Annotated in this window: 20 protein-coding genes and 1 pseudogene; 4 read left to right on the forward strand and 17 right to left on the reverse strand. The window is 30.6% G+C overall.

Translation table 11 applies throughout. The annotated features are described in order from the left end of the window. Positions 1–53: 53 nt before the first annotated feature. The 13 genes from G9F70_RS19435 to hcp all read right to left on the reverse strand — a co-directional run bounded on the left by G9F70_RS19435 (position 54) and on the right by hcp (position 13,081). Complete coding sequence (locus G9F70_RS19435) at positions 54–230, reverse strand: hypothetical protein (protein WP_164944626.1); 177 nt, start codon at positions 228–230, stop codon at positions 54–56. Positions 231–254: 24 nt separating this feature from the next. After that, entirely contained in the window at positions 255–491 is a 237-nt protein-coding gene (locus G9F70_RS19440; protein WP_164944627.1) for a DUF1292 domain-containing protein, read from the reverse strand. A gap of 284 nt (positions 492–775) precedes the next feature. Then, on the reverse strand, positions 776–1,030 hold the full coding sequence (locus G9F70_RS19445; protein ID WP_164944628.1) for a PEP-utilizing enzyme: 255 nt from the start codon (positions 1,028–1,030) through the stop codon (positions 776–778). Between the two features lie 32 nt (positions 1,031–1,062). Further along, entirely contained in the window at positions 1,063–3,216 is a 2,154-nt protein-coding gene (locus G9F70_RS19450) for a PEP/pyruvate-binding domain-containing protein (RefSeq protein WP_164944629.1), read from the reverse strand. A 325-nt stretch (positions 3,217–3,541) separates the two neighbouring features. Next, complete coding sequence (locus G9F70_RS19455; protein WP_411956026.1) at positions 3,542–4,894, reverse strand: CCA tRNA nucleotidyltransferase; 1,353 nt, start codon at positions 4,892–4,894, stop codon at positions 3,542–3,544. An 11-nt stretch (positions 4,895–4,905) separates the two neighbouring features. Then, positions 4,906–5,769 carry a hypothetical protein gene (locus G9F70_RS19460; protein WP_164944631.1) on the reverse strand — a complete coding sequence of 288 codons (864 nt, stop codon included), beginning with the start codon at positions 5,767–5,769 and terminating at the stop codon, positions 4,906–4,908. A gap of 89 nt (positions 5,770–5,858) precedes the next feature. Then, positions 5,859–7,061, reverse strand: coding sequence for a DNA polymerase IV (locus tag G9F70_RS19465; RefSeq protein WP_164944632.1), 1,203 nt, complete (start codon positions 7,059–7,061; stop codon positions 5,859–5,861). Positions 7,062–7,194: 133 nt separating this feature from the next. Further along, the gene (ptsP, locus tag G9F70_RS19470; RefSeq protein ID WP_164944633.1) at positions 7,195–8,904 is read right to left on the reverse strand and encodes a phosphoenolpyruvate--protein phosphotransferase; all 1,710 of its coding nucleotides are present in this window, start codon (positions 8,902–8,904) and stop codon (positions 7,195–7,197) included. 61 nt (positions 8,905–8,965) lie between these two features. Next, on the reverse strand, positions 8,966–9,226 hold the full coding sequence (locus tag G9F70_RS19475; RefSeq protein WP_164944634.1) for an HPr family phosphocarrier protein: 261 nt from the start codon (positions 9,224–9,226) through the stop codon (positions 8,966–8,968). 13 nt (positions 9,227–9,239) lie between these two features. Then, entirely contained in the window at positions 9,240–9,767 is a 528-nt protein-coding gene (locus G9F70_RS19480) for a PTS glucose transporter subunit IIA (RefSeq protein WP_224617689.1), read from the reverse strand. 268 nt (positions 9,768–10,035) lie between these two features. After that, entirely contained in the window at positions 10,036–10,872 is an 837-nt protein-coding gene (locus tag G9F70_RS19485) for a PRD domain-containing protein (RefSeq protein WP_164944635.1), read from the reverse strand. Positions 10,873–11,163: 291 nt separating this feature from the next. Continuing rightward, positions 11,164–11,322 (reverse strand): polynucleotide phosphorylase, encoded by a 159-nt coding sequence (locus G9F70_RS19490; RefSeq protein WP_164944636.1) that lies wholly within the window; start codon positions 11,320–11,322, stop codon positions 11,164–11,166. Between the two features lie 115 nt (positions 11,323–11,437). Continuing rightward, complete coding sequence (gene hcp, locus G9F70_RS19495; protein WP_164944637.1) at positions 11,438–13,081, reverse strand: hydroxylamine reductase; 1,644 nt, start codon at positions 13,079–13,081, stop codon at positions 11,438–11,440. Between the two features lie 333 nt (positions 13,082–13,414). Here hcp and G9F70_RS19500 point away from each other — a divergent pair, with 333 nt between their 5' ends. Then, on the forward strand, positions 13,415–13,951 hold the full coding sequence (locus tag G9F70_RS19500) for an ECF transporter S component (protein WP_164944638.1): 537 nt from the start codon (positions 13,415–13,417) through the stop codon (positions 13,949–13,951). A 323-nt stretch (positions 13,952–14,274) separates the two neighbouring features. Here G9F70_RS19500 and G9F70_RS27535 read toward each other — a convergent pair. Both G9F70_RS27535 and G9F70_RS19510 read right to left on the reverse strand, forming a co-directional pair. Continuing rightward, positions 14,275–14,424, reverse strand: a pseudogene (locus G9F70_RS27535) (methyl-accepting chemotaxis protein); the annotation flags it as partial. Between the two features lie 180 nt (positions 14,425–14,604). Beyond that, the gene (locus G9F70_RS19510) at positions 14,605–14,787 is read right to left on the reverse strand and encodes a HAMP domain-containing protein (RefSeq protein WP_224617874.1); all 183 of its coding nucleotides are present in this window, start codon (positions 14,785–14,787) and stop codon (positions 14,605–14,607) included. Positions 14,788–15,072: 285 nt separating this feature from the next. Here G9F70_RS19510 and G9F70_RS19515 point away from each other — a divergent pair, with 285 nt between their 5' ends. Beyond that, the gene (locus G9F70_RS19515) at positions 15,073–16,680 is read left to right on the forward strand and encodes a Na/Pi cotransporter family protein (RefSeq protein ID WP_164944640.1); all 1,608 of its coding nucleotides are present in this window, start codon (positions 15,073–15,075) and stop codon (positions 16,678–16,680) included. Positions 16,681–16,719: 39 nt separating this feature from the next. Here G9F70_RS19515 and G9F70_RS19520 read toward each other — a convergent pair whose 3' ends face one another. After that, positions 16,720–17,454 (reverse strand): lysophospholipid acyltransferase family protein, encoded by a 735-nt coding sequence (locus G9F70_RS19520; protein WP_164944641.1) that lies wholly within the window; start codon positions 17,452–17,454, stop codon positions 16,720–16,722. A 306-nt stretch (positions 17,455–17,760) separates the two neighbouring features. Here G9F70_RS19520 and G9F70_RS19525 point away from each other — a divergent pair, with 306 nt between their 5' ends. Both G9F70_RS19525 and G9F70_RS19530 read left to right on the forward strand, forming a co-directional pair. Next, positions 17,761–18,249 carry a YtxH domain-containing protein gene (locus G9F70_RS19525; protein WP_164944642.1) on the forward strand — a complete coding sequence of 163 codons (489 nt, stop codon included), beginning with the start codon at positions 17,761–17,763 and terminating at the stop codon, positions 18,247–18,249. 30 nt (positions 18,250–18,279) lie between these two features. Beyond that, the gene (locus tag G9F70_RS19530) at positions 18,280–18,621 is read left to right on the forward strand and encodes a hypothetical protein (RefSeq protein WP_164944643.1); all 342 of its coding nucleotides are present in this window, start codon (positions 18,280–18,282) and stop codon (positions 18,619–18,621) included. 29 nt (positions 18,622–18,650) lie between these two features. On the opposite strand, the gene G9F70_RS19535 is transcribed toward G9F70_RS19530, so the two are convergent. Continuing rightward, entirely contained in the window at positions 18,651–19,976 is a 1,326-nt protein-coding gene (locus tag G9F70_RS19535) for a replication-associated recombination protein A (protein WP_164944644.1), read from the reverse strand. Positions 19,977–20,024 lie beyond the last annotated feature (48 nt).

Genomic DNA, 20,024 nt, shown 5'->3' on the forward strand with positions numbered 1-20,024 from the left:
CATATTTTAGATAATAAACACCTGCCTCTTTTCTTTTGATATATTTCTATTAGTTATTCTGACTTAACCCCATAATATTCGCTTTTTTTAGTTTCAAAAACGCTTTCATTAATTGCACTTTCTTCAACAGATTGAATTATTTGATTTTTAGAATGTGCATTTTGCGACTTTGTGTCTTTTTTAATATAATCACGCAGATTTTCCTTTTTAGCTTCTTCACGGTCCTTCATATAAAAACCTCCTACAAATTATTACTAAGCTTCGTGCTCATTATACTTGTCTAATACTTTTTTAAACTCAGCTCCAAGGCCTATGGACATATATTCTGTTTCACCATTCACTACAACTGACCTGTAAGCATAAGCTTCATCAGAATCCTTAGGACCAACTATCACATATTCATTTCCATCCATTTTAATAGCATCAATTAATTCTAAATCTACTTTCTTGCCATATTCATTTAGTACAGTAATTGTTTCATTAGTTTTCATGTAAATACCTCCTTTCACTTATGCACATTCAAATAAGGAACAAATTCTCCCTACGGTCGAGTATAAATGTTATCCACAGCCACTTCCGCAAACTGTTTCCTATAAAATAAAAAAATTATAAGGTATGTTTATTTATTTTCATGTACCTTATTAGGTTGTGCCTAAGTGAGGGTTTTATACTAAATTTTTATAATAACTCCGCACTAAATTTTCCTTGGTTCAACTATACAAGTTATACAAAGACATCGCCAAAAGGTGTTTACTAAGTTATAAAACAATACAAATCACTTTTTCATTATTTTAACTTCACCTACAAATCCATCTAACAAAGCTTCATCTCCATCTTTAAGAATACTCATTGCATTTTTAACATTATATATAACTGGTATATTCATTTCTCTTGCAAGAATTCCCAAATGATCAAAAGGTGAACCAGACTCTACAATGACACCCTTTACATGATTAACTATAGGCTCAAACTCTCCACAGCGTGTAGATGGCACTACTAATATACAATCCTCCTCTAGATAAACAGGCATTCCCATTTTGACTTTTGCCTTAACCTTTTTTCTTAATCCAGAAGCCCCTTTAAAATTACAGTGTGTTCTTTAAAATCACTTTTGCCTTCTTCATTACTCTCATCTATGCCTTCCATTTTTTGAGCAACCTCTTTTCCAATAGTAGGTGGTGCAAATAACTTTTTCTGATAATTAAAAAGCTGCTTTCTTTCATTTATAATATTATTGAAATTACCGCTGTTTAATAACCCCTCTTTAATTCCATTAAGAGCAAGAAAATATATATCATCTTTATTTTGTATTTGCTTATTTCTAATTAATATTTTTTCAGTCTCTAATAATGCTAGCCGTAAATATGATTTTGCCATGCGTTCAAAATAATAATGATGGTCATCTCTTGCTAAGTATGCTTTTTGGGCTAAGGTAAGTTTATTTAAAAAATCTTCTCTTTTTTCTGTATCTAACATACTTAATATAACAACCTTAATTCTGTTTTTATTTTTTAAAGATTTCTCTATAGAATTTTTAAATTTTTCAATATTAAGATTTAGAAATCCTCTTATATGTCCTATTATTTTAGAAGGTGATTCCATTAATAGTGGATTAAAATAAGCACTGTTAACATCACTATCTAAATAACAAATTCCAAACAGAGCTATATAATCTTCTATTAACTTTTGTAAATTTCCACTTTCGGAAACCTTCTTAAGTCTAGCATATAGAAGCTCATCATAGGGGCAAACTTTAAACATTCCATTTAAAATTGGATTTGAATTTATCTCACTTGCCATACCAATATAAAATTCTCTTTCTTTATTTAATATACTAACATTAAAGACTAAATCATAAAAATCATCTGTACTAAAATCACTAATTATATTTTTACAGTATTCCATAAAAGTATTTACATAATCACATCCATGAGTAACTGGCCAATGATTGGAAGCTATGAATTTCATGTATTCTACTGATTTTTCTAAAAACACTAATGCTTCACCTTGCGATAACTGCCTTGATATATATGTATCTAATTCCTCTTTAAGAAGCAATAATTCTGGCAATACAACATCTTGAAATATGTTCTTATACTCATTATTTAGCTCCTCTACAATATTTAGAAAGTTTCTCTCTTGCTGCTCTTGATTTACCATTTCTTTATCCCTATAAAAAAAGTAGCCATTTTGGACACAATATTCAGTATAAAAATTTTGAAATCCTACAGCATAAAACCCCTCATTTAAAGCCTCTCCTTGTATAAAGCTCAATTCATTAATCAAAGGTTCATAAGGCTTGTCACATTCCCTATTCCAAGTATAACTTCCCTCGTCTTCCTTTTGCCACAGTAATTCAAAATCTTTAATTTTAAAGGTTGTGATAGGTCTTGCTTGAAGTATATAAATCTTATTATCCCTAATAGTCCATTCTATATCTTGGTATTTCCCAAATATTCTTTCTATCTTTAAAGTGATTTCATATAATCTATCTATCCTATCCTTAGATGGTTTAAGAAAATTCTCTGGAATTCTTTGCTCTAGTATCTCACCAGTTTTTTTATTGATTTCATAAAAAGCTGAACTTACTTTACCACTAACATACTCATCACATATTCCATTTACAACATTAATGTGCATTATGTCTTTATCCATATCAATAGTATCCACTGAAAAGTTAACTCCAGAATAATCTCCTACAACAAATTGCTGGATAATTACACACATTTTTAAATCATTAAAGTTTAAATCATTATTTACGAAATATGCTATAACCCTATCATTAAATAATGAAGCAAAACACTTTTTTATAGAAACTTTAACTTCTTCAAAAGAATTTAAATTTATAAATGAAGAAAACATACCCGCCATACTATATGCATCATTATCTTCACATAAGGAAGAGGATCTTACTACATATTTCCCTCCAACTTCTTTACTTTGTATATTACTGAAAAATCTAAGGAGCTCTTCCTCCATCTCAAAAGAAAATTCCCCATTTAATATAAAATTACATATCTCCTCATTATAAGCTAAATAATCTTGAGTATTATAAGGAAATTTATTATACTCAAGAAACTTCATAAAGAACTCCGAAGACAATGCAAACCCATTTGGAACTTGTACTCCGCTTTTCATTAACTCCCCTAATGCACTTGCTTTGGTGCCATATCGATTTTTGTTGGTTATACATAAATCCAATAACATTGATAACATAATCAAATCCCCCCATTTCATTTTACAATCTTGTCAATTTGTAAGTTCTTAACATTTATTATACAAATTCACTTTAAACTTTACAAATATAAAAAAGGCTTTGAAATATGGTGTGTATGTATTAACTATTGAAAATGTTATTTTGCATACTTTTTCAAGGTATATATTGACAGTACAGTGTTTTTACCATATAATATGTTGACTGATTAACAGAGTAATAACTTATAGTAATGCAAATCCCCTTAGTTCTAGATATTTTTTTTGCATCACCTAAAGAAAATCCCCCCAAACTAAGTCTGAGGGAGAATAAAACACTCTTCAATTTTCACTCCATATATTCATCATAAATCATAGCTAAAAGTTTGTCTTTGCTATTTAATTCCGGATTTTCTAATGCTTTATCCAAAAGAAATTTAAGCATAGCACCTATTTCTTTACCTGGTTTAAGAGAAAACTCACTAATTAAATCTTCCCCCTTTACTGCAAGATCTTTTATAGATATTGGAACTTTAGATTCTAAAATAACCAATGTTTTTTCTTCCATTTTATGAATTTCTTCTAAACGAATTTCAGGTAAATATGAACCTAGCGCATCTGCTCTTTGCAATGCGAATAGATCACCTACTAAATCCACACCAACTCTATTTATAAGGCGTTTTACAGCAGCATCTGTTGGTTTTTCAAGTACATTCATATGTTCCTTTACTAAAATCCTGATTTTACTTATACTTTGATTATCAAATTTAAGTCGCTTAAGTATTTGTTCCGATAGTATAGCACCTTTTTTATCATGACCGTAAAAATGGCCTATACCATCCTCATCCATAGTAAAACAAAGTGGTTTAGCTATGTCGTGCAGTAATCCTGCTATTCTTAAATTTAATGACCCCGGGCAGTTTTCTACAACTGATAGAATGTGCTGGAATACATCCTTGTCATGGTGATGATTTTTCTGATTAAAGCCTACGGTTTTTTGAAGTTCTGGTATTATAAACCCTAATAGCTTAGTCTCCTCAAGTAAGCTTAGTGCTTTTGTTGGACTATTAGATACCAGCATTTTGCATAGTTCATCTCTAATTCTTTCACTACTTATATTTAATATAAGATTAGAATTAGTACTTATAGCCTTAAGCGTTTTTTCTTCTATTTGAAAGCCTAACCTAGCTGCAAAGCGAATTGCTCTAAGCATTCTTAGTGCATCTTCTTGAAACCTTTTATTAGGTTCTCCTACAGCTCTAATTGTTTTATTATTTAAATCTTCTATACCACCAAAATAATCTATAACACCTTGCTGCTCATTAAAAGCCATGGCATTTATTGTGAAATCACGTCTAGCCAAGTCTTGTTTTAAATTTGAAACAAAGATAACTCCCTCTGGTCTTCTATTGTCCAGATATTCACCATCTATTCTGTATGTTGTAACCTCAAATCCTTCACCACTTACCATAACAGTAACAGTGCCGTGTTTTATACCTGTAGGCACTGTTTTATCAAATAGTTTAATGACATCCTCAGGCAGGGCATTAGTAGCTATATCATAGTCTTTAGGCAGCAATGTTCCATTTATAAAATCCCGTATGCTTCCACCCACTATATAAGCTTCATATCCATTACTTTTTAAAGTATCTAAAATCATTTTTACATCATCTGGTATAAACATAATACCTCCATTTAGTATTAGGGTAAATTCTAAATATACATTGCTATAGGTATAATTTCAATTACAGGTTCATTAATCTCTATTTGATTTTTATCATAATCCCTAATTAAATTTGTATTTTTTAGAAATCTATTTTTAAATTCTTGAAAATATTCCTCATCTAAATAATCAAAATATGTGCCACTGAGCAAACTATTGCTGTTATTTTCATTTTCCTTTGAGATCCTTACCACTTTACCAAGCACAGTGATCTTAGCACCTTGAATATAATCTAAATTGTCTGCCATATATTTTATTTCTAAAGGCACTATAAACTTTGTATTGCTAGTGCCTATGCTACTACTAATAAATTTTAAACATTTTTCTTTTTTACAGTTTTCCATATCCGCTTTCAGAATTTTTAAAACTTGGGTCTTAACTTTATTTTCCTTACCTTCATCACCCTGCTCTATATTTTCAGGTGAAAAAGCCAATTGCATTTCCATCACTCTAATTATATCTTCTATATACTCTATAACTGGATTTTTATATAATTGGCCCGTAAATTGAACAAAATCAAATTCCACTATATTCTTTACATCATTCTCATTATTTATAATTTTTAACATACTTTGATCATTTAATATGCTTTTTAATCTTGATAGTATTGTTATTACAATTGAGACTCTTTCTTCAATCCTCTGGGATGAGAATTCATTAACAAGTTGAAGATTTAAGTCGCCTTGCATTATCTTACCACAAGTAAGTTCATATAAAGGTGTAATTGTACTAATAGTTAATTGCTTTCTAGTGGTTTCACTTTTAATTTCTGCAAACTCTTGTATTACAATGGTATATAAATTATTTATCATATCTCCATTAAGGTATAGTGGTATCAATGCTCTATTGTCCATGCCTCTTACGCCCTCCGCAAAATAGTACTTCTTACCTATCTTATATTACTTTTTTTATAATTTAGAACAGTAGCTTGCAATAAATTTAGTTATTTTTTTAGAAATACTGATTTCATAACTATATTTTCACCATACTTATGCCTCAAACTATCCATAGTTTTATCTATGGATCTTTGTTTTTCATCACGAGCATTATCCGTATCGAAAATTGATGTTTGCTTAAAATTATCCTTACATAAATTATTAAGAGAAACTCCTAGTAACCTTATTGGTTCGCCCTTCCATAATTCATCAAAAAGCTTTTTAACAGTTTCTAGTATTTCCTGAGTTGAATCAGTAGCATTGTTTAAAGTCTTACTGCGAGAATAATCATTAAATTCCTGATTTCTTATAGTTACACAAATACAATAAGAGCACTTTTTTATATTTCTTAATCTAGTTGCTGTGTGCTCTACCAATGTTAATAATACTTTATAGGCTTCATCTTTACTATTAATATCCTCCGATAATGTAGTGGAATTGCTTATTCCTTTTAATTCGTATTTATTCCACTTTACCTGCGAATTATCTATACCATTTGCATATTTCCACATGGTACACCCACTACTTTTAAAGTGATATTTTAAAATGGAAGCATCATACTGCGCTAAATCCCCTATAGTAAATATATTTAAATTATTAAGCCTAGGAACGGTCCTCTTTCCAACCATGAATAGTTCTCCTACTTGCAGCTTCCACAATTTTTTTTCTATCTCATTTTTAAAAAGTGTATGTATTTTATCAGGCTTTTCAAAATCAGAGGCCATCTTAGCTAGAAGCTTAACATCTGATATTCCAATATTCACTGTAAATCCTAATTCTCTCTTTATCCTATCCTTAATTTCAGAGGCCAGAGCAAGTGCAGCTTCTTTTGAAGTATTATAACTTGTTACATCTAAAAAGCACTCATCTATAGAGAACTTCTCCACATAAGGTGTATAATCACTAAAAATTTCTCTCATACTCCTACTACATCTTTCATATAAACTAAAGTCAGGTGATATAACTATAAGGTCTCTGCATTTCTTTCTTGCATTAAATAAACTTTCTCCTGTTATTATTCCGCTTTTTTTAGCTAACATCGATTTTGCGAGTACTACTCCTCTTCTCGACTGCTCATCCCCGCCTATTACTGAGGCAATCTCTCTTAAATCAACCTCTTCGCCTTGCATAAGTTTATCTGCAGCGCTCCAAGAAAGAAAAGCTGAATTAACATCTATATGGAAAATAAGTTTTTCATTAAATTTAACCATCTAATCTCATCCTTTATATAAAGCATGTTTTATACATACATATATTATATAGAATTTCAGCACAAAAAAGCAACCTATCCTTAATTAAAGAATAGATTGCTTTTTACTATATATTTATACATTAGTATAAGTCTTATGCTTTAGTACTAACTTTTAGAAATTCTTTTATCTCATCTGAATCCCCAAATGATAATACTGGCCTTGAGAGCTTTACGCAGTCTTCGTAATTAGAATTTGTAACAGTTTTCCGTGCTCTTAATATTGAAGAGGCACTCATGCTTAATTCATCTAGTCCAAATCCAAGTAATACAGGAATAAGTTTTGTGTCTCCGGCCATTTCTCCACACATACCTACCATTATTCCTGCTTTATGTCCATTATCTATTACAGTTTTAATAAGTCTTAAAACCCCTGGATGATAAAAATCATATAAATATGATATTTTCTCATTCATTCTATCTACTGCTGTAGTGTACTGAATTAAATCATTAGTACCTATACTAAAGAAGTCTACCTCTTTAGCTAATATATCTGATATTAATGCCGCTGAAGGAATTTCTATCATAATACCCACTTGAAGATTATCATCAAATACTAGTCCCTCTGATTTAAGCTCATTTTTACACTGCTCTAATATTTTTTTAGCCATTCGGAGTTCCTGAAGACAAGATATCATAGGAAACATTATCTTAAGAGTGCCATGAGTAGACGCTCTGAGTAAAGCTCTTAATTGAGTTATAAATATATCTGTTCTATCAAGACAAAGTCTTATAGCTCTATATCCTAAAAATGGATTCATCTCTTCCTTCATAGGTAGATAATCTAATTTCTTATCTCCACCAATATCCAAAGTTCTTATAATAACAGGTTTTCCACTCATCTTTTCAAGAACTGACTTGTATGTCTCAAATTGTTCTTCCTCAGTTGGAAGAGCAATTTTTGACATATATAAAAACTCTGTTCTAAATAATCCTATAGCTTCTGCACCATTTTTAAGCACAGATTCTAAGTCTTCTACAGAGCCTATATTGGCAGCTAGCTCTACTGCTTTGCCATCTAATGTAGTAGATTTCATAGTTGCATACTTAAGTAGCTGATTTTTAGATTCAGTAAATTCAATTTTTTTAGCTTTGTAATCATTTAGAGTTTTCTTGTCAGGATTAATAATAATTAATCCTTCTTCTCCATCTACAATAATTAAATCGCCATCTTTAATTTTACTTATGCTAGCACCAACACCTACGACTGCAGGTAGCTCTAAAGAGCGTGCGATAATGCAAGTGTGAGCAGTTTTTCCTCCTATTTCAGTAATTAATGCCAAGACTTTAGTTTTATCAATCTGTGCTGTATCTGAAGGAGTAAGATCCTTTGCTATTATTATACATTCTTCTTGAATTTCTGCAATTGAGGCTATTTTTATGCCCATTAGTATATTTAGCACTCTTTTACTAACATCTCTAATATCGGCTGCTCGTTCTGTCATATACTTATTTTCCATAAGTTCGAAAATAGCGGCTGTTTCATCCCCTACAGTTTTTAGTGAATATTCCGCATTGAATTTATCACTGGCAATTTTCTTTTGAATAGAACCTATGAATTCTGGATCTTTAAGCATAAACAAATGCGCTTCAAATATTTCTGCTTTTTCACTGCCTAGCTTTTCTTTCACATCTTTGTTTATTTTTTCTAGTTGCATCATTGCTTCTTCCACTGCATTATTAAACCTAGCTAGCTCTCGCTCTGAGTCCGCAACTTTACTTTCTTTTATTTCTACAACTTCTTCGCTAATAACTAATGCTCTACCTATAGCTATTCCAAAGGATGCACCTATTGCTTTTAACATACATAAATTCCTCCTAGTAGTTCTCTTAGGAAGGTAACAATTATCAATTGCTTTCCTGCTATTATACAAGCCCTTCTTCTATAAGTTTTATCATAGCTACTGCTGCTGCTTCTTCATCATCGCCAGTAGCTTTTATTGTTATTTCATCATTTTTAACAGCTGCCATACACATTATAGCTACTATACTTTTGGCATTATATTCATTACCATCTTTTACTATAAGCACTTCTGATTTAAACTTAGAAGCCTCTTTAACTACTAATAATGCTGGTCTTGCATGTATTCCTGTTTCACTTTTAACTATTGCTTTTTTTTCCATCATAATATACGCACCCCTATTTCTTTAATTTTATTATTATTACTTCATTATTTTTATCTACAGTCCCTAGTTTAAATTCTACTGATTCCATTATTTCATTATCTGTAACCACTAACACAGATAAATTGGATTTAGCCTTAGCTTTTATTAAGTCGTTATTAAAAGATAATAATTTATCTCCAGCCTTAACTTGTTGTCCTTTTGAGACAAAAGCTTCGAATCCTTCACCCTTCATTTCTACTGTATCAATACCTATGTGAAGTAATATTTCTATACCATCTTTACTCTTTAAAACCATAGCATGTTTTGTAGGGAACACTTGAAGAATTTCGCCATCAACTGGAGCATATAAAATTCCTTCTGTAGATTCAAATCCTATTCCATTACCTAACATTTTTGTAGAAAAAACCTCATCTGGTATTTCTGATATGTCAAAACATCTTCCCACAACTGGAGATTTTATAATTATACTATTTTCTTCTTTGTTTTTTTTGAAAAAACCAAACATTTTTATCATCCTCGCCTTCTCTAAGGTAGATAACAATTGTTATCCTCCTAAAATTACTTTATTATGATATTTTACTTTGAATTTTAACTTATATATAAATATTAGTTTGTGCATTGTTTAGCATTTTAAATACATTTATTAAGAATCTACTCTAGTAGCTTAATCTACCTTTGTAGCTTAAGCTTTACTATTGAAGTATTCTTTTAAAAAAAAAAGACACAACCTAATAATATGCATAAAAGCATTTTATATGGTTAATGCCTGATCTAATCAGTGACACACCTAATAATATAAACATTGTTTTTTAATTTGATTGCTTTAACCTATAGATATGTAATGACATATATCCAATTTCATCTTCACAAACTTCTTTAAAAAGCTTTTCTGATATAAACTTACATACCTTCTTAGAAATTTCAAACTCTTCACTCATTGAAGTTTTAATGGATTCTAACATTACATTTTTTAAAACCTTATCATTTTCTATTCTATCTAGTGCATATCTTAAATGAGACACTAGCCGCGCATACTCCATGGATTTTTGATTAGTATTTATCCCAAGTATCTCTTGAATATATTCCATTACTTCTTTAATGATTCTAGCATATTTAAGACTTTGAGACACTTCCACATTAGCTCTAGCAGAATGTATATGAAGGGTAATAAAACCGATTTCACTTTCTGGGAGCTCTACATTTAATTTTTCTTTAATAAGTTTTGAACCTTTTTCTGCTATGCTATATTCATCAGGATAAAGCGTCTGTATTTCGTTTAAAAAAGGATTAACTATATCGATTTCAAGTTCCATTCTTTTCATTGCAAAACTAATATGGTCAGCCAAGCCAACATGTATACGTGAAGTTAATTTTTCTTTTAAAATATCTTCTGCAAGAGAAATTATTTCTTCTGTTAATGCTAGAATTTGACCTTCTACATTCTTAACAATTTCAACATAGTTATCTTTTTCACTATCGTCAATTTTAATAAACTTCTGCTCTATGGTACTCTCTTTAGTTATACGCTCACCAGGTTTTTTACCAAAACCTATGCCTTTACCAAAAAGAACATAGACATTACTATCTTTTTCAGAAACAACAACATTGCTACTAAGAGATTTTAATACTTTATAATCAATATCCATATTAACATTACCTCTTCTATAGTTTAAAATACATTTTGAAATTATTCAAGCGTTTTTTAAAATATATTCTTAAAATTTAAAATATTAGCCCTTATTCTGTCGTTTTTTGTTAACTATACTCTTTAAATCACAATTTTCTTCTTTAAATTACCATATTATCATTTTAACATTGTATATATAATATAACATAATTATTATTCATAAGTAATTTTTATACATATGAGCTGTTTCACACTTAAACATATTAAATCACTAATGTTTACTATAATTTAAATAAAATCCTGACTTTTGTCAGGATTTTATGCTGTGGTCTTTCATCACCATAAGATAATAATCACATTGAAATTCATTATTAAAAGTTCTCTCTAGTTCTTTTAATTTTTCTGTTTCTCCTTGTGATAAATTAGCATATGCTATATCCTTAGAATCTTTTAAGTACTCTTTATCCATTAAAATCACCTCATAATTATTTTACCCTTAAAAGTTATTCTTATGTAAAATTATTAAGCCATAAAGCTAATTATGAGGGAGCACCCTAAATTAATTAGAGCGCCCCTTAAAATTTTTAAGCCATAAACATTTTTATATCTTCTTCTACAGTTCCTATTCCAGCTATTCCAAAGTTCTCAACTAACACATTAACAACATTTGGGGACAGAAATGCCGGTAATGTTGGTCCTAAGTGGATATTTTTAACGCCTAAGTGTAATAATGCTAATAGAACTATTACGGCCTTTTGCTCATACCATGCGATATTGTATGTTATTGGTAATTCATTTATATCATCTAGACCAAATACTTCTTGAAGTTTCATTGCTATAACAACTAATGAATATGAATCATTACATTGCCCTGCATCTAGAACTCTAGGAATGCCGCCAATATCTCCAAGTTCTAATTTATTGTATCTATATTTTGCACATCCGGCAGTTAAAATAACTGTATCATTTGGTAGTTCCTTTGCAAATTCAGTATAATATTCGCGACCTTTCATTCTTCCATCGCAACCAGCCATTACAAAGAATCTTTTGATTGCTCCTGTTTTAACAGCGTCTACAACTTTATCAGCTAGTGCGAGTACTTGATTATGAGCAAAACCTCCCACTATTTCGCCTCTTTCAATTTCAATTGGTGCACTACATTTTTTAGCATGTTCAATTATAGCTGAAAAATCTTTTGCATTTCCGTCTTCTCTATCTGGTATATGCTTCATACCATCAAATCCAGCTGCTCCTGTAGTATAAACTCTATCCTTATAAGAATTTTTTGGAGGAGTAATACAGTTTGTTGTCATGAGTATTGGACCATTAAAACTTTCAAACTCTGAGTCTTGTTTCCACCATGCATTTCCGTAATTACCTACAAGATTACTATACTTTTTGAAAGCTGGATAATAGTTTGCTGGTAACATTTCGCTATGAGTATATACATCTACTCCGCTTCCCTCTGTTTGCTTTAATAGTTCTTCCATATCTTTTAGATCATGTCCACTAATTAATATAGCAGGGTTATTTCGAACTCCGATGTTCACCTTTGAAATTTCAGGATTTCCATAAGTAGTAGTATTAGCTTCATCTAGTAGTGCCATAGCATCTACTCCATATTTACCACACTCTAGTACCAATGCCACCAATTCATCAACAGATAGACTATCATTAGTGGTTTGTGCCAACCCCTTTTGCATATATGCATATATATCGTTATTCTCATACCCTAAGTTATATCCGTGTTCAGTATAAGCTGCTATTCCTTTAATACCATAAATTACAAGTTCCCTTAGTGATCTTACATCTTCATTTTCTGTTTTAAGTACTCCAACATTCATGGATTTACTCTCAAACTCTGAAGTATTACCTGTCCATGTTGCATATTCAGGCATTTTACCCTCTATTATTCCACCAGCATTTAATAGTTCACTCTTCATTACTTCACGTAATTCTAATGCTTTTGTGATTGTCTCTATAAATCTAGTTTTATCAAAATTTGCATTTGTTATAGTCATAAATAATCCATTTGCTACAAATTTATTTATTTCCTGATTTTCCACGCCTAGTTTCCTTGCTCTTGTAGCGTAAATTGATATTCCTTTTAAAACATAAATTAATAAATCCTGCATATTAGCTAGCTCATCCGTTTTACCACAGACTCCTCGCGATGTACACCCTGTTCCTTTTGAAGCCTCTTGACATTGATAACAAAACATACCCATTGTAAATTCCTCCTAATATTTTTTCGGAATGACAATAATTTTGTATAATTGTCTTCCATATATTTTAAATTTATTGATTTGAATAATTAATAGATCTATAAACAATTTGATACTTATTTTTGAACTACCTTTAGTATACTTTTATAAAGATGTAAAGTCGGTAACAAATGTTACACAAATATAATTTTTATAATTTATTTATACATGACCCTGTACATAATAATAAATTCAATATGAATTACTTATAACTATACAAGTCCTAACCCTTCTATTGAATATTATGTATTAATATGGTATTATTATATAAGAATAATAGGAATAGGAGTAAATATCATGAAAAATTTAAACATTAATAAACTAATAAAAGCCAGCTTCTTTCTTGCCCTAGCTATAGTTTTTCAGGTAATAGGAAAAACTGCACCTCAAATAAGCCAATTTTTTGTTGGACCAGCTATTAATGCAATACTTGTACTCACAGCTGCAATTTGCGGAGGTGTTTTTGGAGTATTAGTAGGCTGCTTAACTCCACTACTAGCTTTCTTAACTGGACAACTTCCTAACGCTTTTGGACCATTTATCCCCTTTATAATTATTGGAAACATATTGTTTGTTCTTAGCTTTGTAATTGTAAGTAAACGAGGTAAATATGGCAAATACTTAGGAATTATAATTGGTGCTTTTATAAAATATATATTTTTATGGATTTCTGCATCAAAGCTTATCACATTATTCCAGCTAAATATACCTGCAAAAATAGCCAGTAAACTGGTAATTGGAATGGGTGTACCGCAGCTTATAACTGCACTTATTGGAGGTTTTTTTGCATTAATACTAATTGAAATTTTAAGAAATCGAAAAGTCTATATATAGACTTTTCGCTTAAGCTATATTTAATTACTTCATTGAATACATCACATCAAATAGTTTTTAACTGTCCCTTGAAAAATCCTTAGTTTTGCTAGTAATTTATATTTTGAATTTTTCAATTTCACTATTAAGTTTAAGTACTTCTTCATTGAGTTTTTCAGCTGCAATTGATACCTCTTGTATTGCTAAGCCTTGCTGCTCCATTGAAGCTGTTACCTCTTGTGACGCTGCAACTGTTTGCTCTGATACAGCAGATATATTGTTTATTGTATCAACAATTGAATCTTTATCACTGTTTACTTCATCAACAAACTTACTAAAATCTTTTATATTTTGAGTAATTTAATAGATGCATTTAGCGCTAATAAATTGGTTTGCTGAGCTATTGCTGATATAGTTCCTAGGATACTTGTTATATTTTTAGCTTTGTTATCTAATGCTAGTATAGCAGTTTCAATATTTCCTATAGATTTCTCATTTAAAGCATTTTTCCCCTTTAATTCGCCTACTGCTTCAACACCTTTTAAATTTACTTTATGTACTTCTTATGTAGTTGATATCATTTTGCTTGTGTTAAGCTGAAGCGCATTAATTTTATCAGATAACATTACAGTAAGTTCTACTGCCTTTTGCGCTTCTAATGCCTGCTCAGAAGATCAATTTACTTCATCGGAGACAACTTGTACGCTTTTTATTAAATTGCCTACATCTTCTATCATGTCATTAAACCCGGATGCGAGCTGTCCCATTTCATATTTAGATTTAATTTTGATTCTAACAGAAAAATCCCCATTCTTAATTTTTTCCATATAGTTCAATAAACTTTTAAGGGGATTAATTACTCAAAAGTTTGTTAATATTTCCTGTCGTATTTTGTATTTTTTTACCTTTAATGGCCTTTTATCTTGTTTATTGGTTTTTTTGTAATGTTTTATTCTTATAATTCTTAACCATTATATTTTAAAGTTAACCAGAATTTAACCTTTTGTAATGTTTCTTAAAATATTGTTCAAAATTGTAAAACAATTAACATAAACTATAAAAAACTTAACGTTAACTTAACATTACTGTGATAAAATTTCATAGGAAACATGAGAAATATTCTTTTTAAAAGGAGAGCTAATATGGATTATAAAATGATTTTTCAACTTTTAGGTGGTTTAGGACTATTTGTATACGGGATGAAGCTTATGGGGGATGGTCTTCAGAAGGCTGCTGGAGAAAAATTAAAAAGAATGCTGGAAATTCTAACTAGCAATAGATTTTTCGCTGTACTTGTGGGTGCAGGGGTTACTGCAATTATTCAAAGTAGTAGCGCAACTACAGTAATGACTGTAGGTTTTGTAAATGCAGGGCTTATGAATTTATTCCAAGCTGCTGGGGTTATTATGGGAGCAAACATTGGTACTACAATGACAGCTCAACTTATAGCCTTTAAACTTACAGATATAGCACCATTCATTCTTGCCATAGGTGCCGTTTTAGTTATGTTTTGCAAGAAGAAAAAAACTAGAGATATTGGCGAAATCGTTTTAGGTTTTGGTATATTATTTGTAGGTATGACAATGATGGAAAGTTCTATGAGGCCTTTAAGCGAACTAGATAGCTTTAAAAACCTTATTCTAGTACTCGGGAAACATCCACTCATGGGAGTTCTTGTTGGTCTTGGTATGACAGCAACAGTTCAAAGTAGTAGTGCTACTATTGGAATACTAATGGCCCTTGCTGCAAATAGCAGTATCACACTTGGCGTTGCACTTCCTATACTTTTTGGAGATAATATCGGAACTTGCGCTACTGCCCTCCTTGCAAGTATAGGAACAACTAAGAATGCTAAGAGAGCTGCACTTATACATTTGATTTTTAACGTTACAGGCACAATAATGTTTATGCTAGCTTTCAGACCAGTATTAAAAATTGTTCCAATGTTTGGTGGAGATATTCAAAGGCAAATTGCCAACGCACACACATTGTTTAATTTATCAAATGTATTTATTCAAGTTTGGTTTATAGGTGTCTTAGTTAAAATTGTTAATAAATTAGTACCTGGAGAGGATGAAAAATCAACTGCTCTAGTACTGGAATACTTAGATGCACGCCTACTCGAAACTCCTGCTATAGCAGTTGGACAAGTTATTAAGGAAGTTAGTAGAATGGGGAAACTTGCCTCTGAAAATCTTTCTAACTCAATGGGAGCCTTTTTAAATTCTGATGAAAATTTGATAAACTCAGTTAGTGAGCATGAGGCTACCATAAATTATCTTGAAAGAGAAATAACTGGTTATATGGTATCCCTTTCAAATACCCCCCTATCAGAACATCAATCTGAAATCATTACTTCATTATATCATGTAGTAAATGATATAGAGAGAATTGGAGATCATGCTGATAACTTAGGTGAGCTTGCTAGATTGAAAATGGATAGTAAACTCACTTTTTCAGAAAAAGCAATATCTGATGTTACATATATGTTCGAAACTGTAAAATACTGTGTGGATAATGCAATAGCAGCTTTAGAACATTCTGATTTGGAATCTGCTCACAAAGCCATGGATGTAGAAGAAAATATAGACGACATGGAAAAACAATTTAAAAGTGATCATATAACTAGATTAAATAATCTTGAATGCACGCCAGCTGGTGGCTCTGTTTATCTAGAGCTATTAACTAATCTTGAAAGAGTTGGAGACCATTCAAATAATATTGCACAAATGGTGGTTAATTCTAAATAAATTTATAACAGAAAAAAAGAGTGGGGAATTAGTTTTGCACTAATCCTTACTCTTTTTCAATTTACATATATTATTTAATTCTTCTTCTATTATATTTTGTACATATTCCCCTAAATTCTGCTGTTCCTCCTTACTTAATGAATTAAGATAAATAGGTTTATGTATAACCATATTAATTTTGTTTCCCATTACTTTTCTGCCTACTTCCAAAACATTATAAGTTCCATCTATGGTTATTGGTACTATGCAAACTCTAGACTTTATTGCCAGTTTCATACTCCCTTTTTTAAATGAATTCATTTTAGATTTTAGACTTCTTGTGCCTTCCGGAAAAATCATCATAGAATATCCCTGGTTTATCTTTTCCACACCTTCTTGAATAGTTTTAATTGATTCTCTAGGACTTTGTCTATTTATATAAATTGATCCTATTGCTTTTAACCAACTACTAACCAATGGTATTTTTTTTATCTCTTTCTTAGCAACAAACCCAAAAGGCTTATTAATATGAGCAAGCAATGCAAACCCATCAAAAATAGCTTGATGATTTGCTATAAAAACACAATTCTCCACTGGTATATTTTCAGTACCACTAACTTCCATACTAGTCTTAGTTACCCTCAAAACAAATTTTGCAATATTTTGCAATGCTTTATATGCAAGTATTTCAGCATCATTAGGTGATTTTTTTTGTATGTATTTTATCTTAATTAAGCTAAGAGATGAAATACACAAATATATCGAAAAATATAAATACCATAATAATTTTATCATAAATTCCCCCCTAGTAATTTCTTCAATTATCATCACATTCTATGGACACTACACTACTAAAACCAAACTACTTATACTTACTAGTTTATTTTCCAAAACCACTTATACACAAATATACCTTTTGTATTCTATCAAATATAACAAAAAATTGATACAACTTTGTAATAATTTATGCTTAGCAGTGTATTTTTTTTACATTTAGGTTACATTTTTGTTACATTTTTCTTTATAGATTGACAAAAACTAGATAAAGTATATTATTATATTATGGTATAAAGTTTTCTATCTTTAAAGGAGGCAACAATTATGATACTTACAAAATGGTATGAAAAAAAGAAAAAAGAAAAACAAAGAAAATTAAAAATTCAAACTGCAAAGAAAATACTTATTGGAACTGCAGCTGGTAGTGTAAGTGGTTTATTAGGTGGTCTACTTTTTTCCCCTAAATCCGGTAAAGAAAATAGAGAAGATATTGCTAACTCATCAAAAGAGATTACAAACAATATTAAAGAAAAAACTATAGAACTTAAAGGAACTATTAATGATAATGTAACAGATGCTAAAGTCAAAATCAAACAAAAAAGTACAGAACTTAAGGACGCTATAAACAATAAAGTTTGTGATGCTAAAGATAATGTAACAGACGCTAAAGTTAAAGTTTCTCAATATCTAAATGAAAAAAAGACAGCAAACGCAGTTTTTGAAACAGTGGATAACCTAGCTTCCCCTGATAATGAAGACTTAAATTCCATTTTAGGACAAACTGATGTAGTTGAAAACGATACTAAAAAATAACTAAAATTTTAAAGAATAGTGGTGCTATTAATGTATGTAGACTTTTTTAAATTAGGACAAGGCATGTTAATTTTTCTTGGTATAGTCATTTTAATTATACTTATAATAGGACTTCTAAAACTTATTAAAACTATATCAAGCGTAAATTCAATCATCAAAAGCAATGAAGGTAGTATTGGTGAAATATTAGAATTTCTACCAAAAACCTTTAGAAATTTATATGAAGTAACTGACAATATAAAAGATGTTACTGAAGTAGTAGTGCAGACAACTGCCACTGCTCTTGGAGCAACCGAATCTATTGAAAAATATTTAGTATACATAGTAGATATTTTAACTATTGTAAAAAAAATATTTTCAAATAAAAAGTAGGAGTTTTACTCCTACTTTTTTTTAATGCCTTATTTCTCTTTATTTTTTAATGCCTTAAGTCGCTCTTTAATTTTCTTCTCATATCCATTATCAAGAGCCTCATAATATACTGTACCAATTAGTTCATCAGGCAAATATTGCTGCTTCACATAGTTTCCTTCATAATCGTGAGGATATAAATATCCTACCCCATGCCCTAATTTCTTTGCGCCACTATAACTTTGATCCCTTAAGTAAGGTGGTACACCGCCTATATTTTTTTCTTCTACATCTTTAAGTGCTTTATTAATTGCCATATAAGATGCATTGCTTTTAGGAGCACTGGCTATATATATTGCAGCTTGTGATAAAATAATTCTTGCTTCTGGCATCCCTACAAACTGAACCGCCTGTGCTGCATTGTTCGCTACAAGTAGCGCAATAGGATCTGCATTTCCAACATCTTCCGCTGCCGCTATTACAATTCTCCTAGCGATAAATTTAGGATCTTCTCCAGCATATATCATTCTAGAAAGATAATGAATCGCAGCATCAGGATCAGAGCCTCTCATGCTTTTAATAAAGGCAGAAACCACATCGTAATGTTCATCTCTATTTTTATCATATTTTATATGTTTTTTTTGGAGACATTCCTGAGCGACTTCTATGGTTATGTTTATTCTGCCTTGCTCATCTCTATCGGTAGTGAGTATTGATAATTCCAAGGCATTAAGTGCGCGCCTAGCATCTCCATTTGCCATATTTGCAAGATAATCCACAGCAACACTATCCATACAAATATTAGCATTTCCAAATCCTACTTCTTTGTCTTTTAGTGCACGCATAATAATCTTTTGAATATGTTTTTCTTCCAGGGGTTCTAGTTTAAATAACATAGACCTAGAAATTAATGCATTATTAACTTCAAAATATGGATTTTCTGTGGTTGCCCCAATTAATACTATTGTACCCTTCTCCACATAGGGTAATAATGCATCCTGTTGAGCTTTATTAAATCTATGAATTTCATCTATAAATAAGATAGTTTTAATATCGTACATTCCTAAATCATTCTTTGCCGTAGCCACCACTTCTCTTAATTCTTTTAGCCCATCTGTAACTGCATTAAGTCTAACAAAATTAGATTTTGTTGTATTTGCAATAACTTTAGCCAAGCTAGTTTTGCCTGTACCTGGTGGACCATAAAGTATTAATGAGGTTATTTTATCAGCAATAATCGCCCGGTGCAAAAGTTTTCCCTTGCCCAAGATATGCTCTTGCCCTACATAATCTTCTAATTTTCCTGGCTTTAATCTTTCCGAAAGTGGTGCATCTTTTAATAATTTTTTTTCCGCTTGTAATTCAAATATATCCATATAATCACCTATTAGACACATTCAAAGAAATAACAAGTCAATAGGTTA

Origin of the sequence: Clostridium sp. FP1 (assembly GCF_011065975.2) — a bacterium.
Taxonomy (GTDB): domain Bacteria; phylum Bacillota; class Clostridia; order Clostridiales; family Clostridiaceae; genus Clostridium_AD; species Clostridium_AD tagluense.

Bases quoted from the DNA above. Each gene is read 5' to 3' on its own strand.
- G9F70_RS19465 (WP_164944632.1), bottom strand. From the start codon at position 7,061: ATGGTTAAATTTAATGAAAAACTTATTTTCCATATAGATGTTAATTCA.
- G9F70_RS19530 (WP_164944643.1), top strand. From the start codon at position 18,280: ATGTATGTAGACTTTTTTAAATTAGGACAAGGCATGTTAATTTTTCTT.
- G9F70_RS19490 (WP_164944636.1), bottom strand. From the start codon at position 11,322: ATGGATAAAGAGTACTTAAAAGATTCTAAGGATATAGCATATGCTAAT.
- ptsP (WP_164944633.1), bottom strand. From the start codon at position 8,904: ATGTTAAAAGCAATAGGTGCATCCTTTGGAATAGCTATAGGTAGAGCA.
- hcp (WP_164944637.1), bottom strand. From the start codon at position 13,081: ATGGGTATGTTTTGTTATCAATGTCAAGAGGCTTCAAAAGGAACAGGG.
- G9F70_RS19475 (WP_164944634.1), bottom strand. From the start codon at position 9,226: ATGATGGAAAAAAAAGCAATAGTTAAAAGTGAAACAGGAATACATGCA.
- G9F70_RS19500 (WP_164944638.1), top strand. From the start codon at position 13,415: ATGAAAAATTTAAACATTAATAAACTAATAAAAGCCAGCTTCTTTCTT.
- G9F70_RS19445 (WP_164944628.1), bottom strand. From the start codon at position 1,030: ATGCCTGTTTATCTAGAGGAGGATTGTATATTAGTAGTGCCATCTACA.
- G9F70_RS19520 (WP_164944641.1), bottom strand. From the start codon at position 17,454: ATGATAAAATTATTATGGTATTTATATTTTTCGATATATTTGTGTATT.
- G9F70_RS19535 (WP_164944644.1), bottom strand. From the start codon at position 19,976: ATGGATATATTTGAATTACAAGCGGAAAAAAAATTATTAAAAGATGCA.
- G9F70_RS19515 (WP_164944640.1), top strand. From the start codon at position 15,073: ATGGATTATAAAATGATTTTTCAACTTTTAGGTGGTTTAGGACTATTT.
- G9F70_RS19450 (WP_164944629.1), bottom strand. From the start codon at position 3,216: ATGTTATCAATGTTATTGGATTTATGTATAACCAACAAAAATCGATAT.
- G9F70_RS19525 (WP_164944642.1), top strand. From the start codon at position 17,761: ATGATACTTACAAAATGGTATGAAAAAAAGAAAAAAGAAAAACAAAGA.
- G9F70_RS19460 (WP_164944631.1), bottom strand. From the start codon at position 5,769: ATGGACAATAGAGCATTGATACCACTATACCTTAATGGAGATATGATA.
- G9F70_RS19440 (WP_164944627.1), bottom strand. From the start codon at position 491: ATGAAAACTAATGAAACAATTACTGTACTAAATGAATATGGCAAGAAA.
- G9F70_RS19485 (WP_164944635.1), bottom strand. From the start codon at position 10,872: ATGGATATTGATTATAAAGTATTAAAATCTCTTAGTAGCAATGTTGTT.
- G9F70_RS19435 (WP_164944626.1), bottom strand. From the start codon at position 230: ATGAAGGACCGTGAAGAAGCTAAAAAGGAAAATCTGCGTGATTATATT.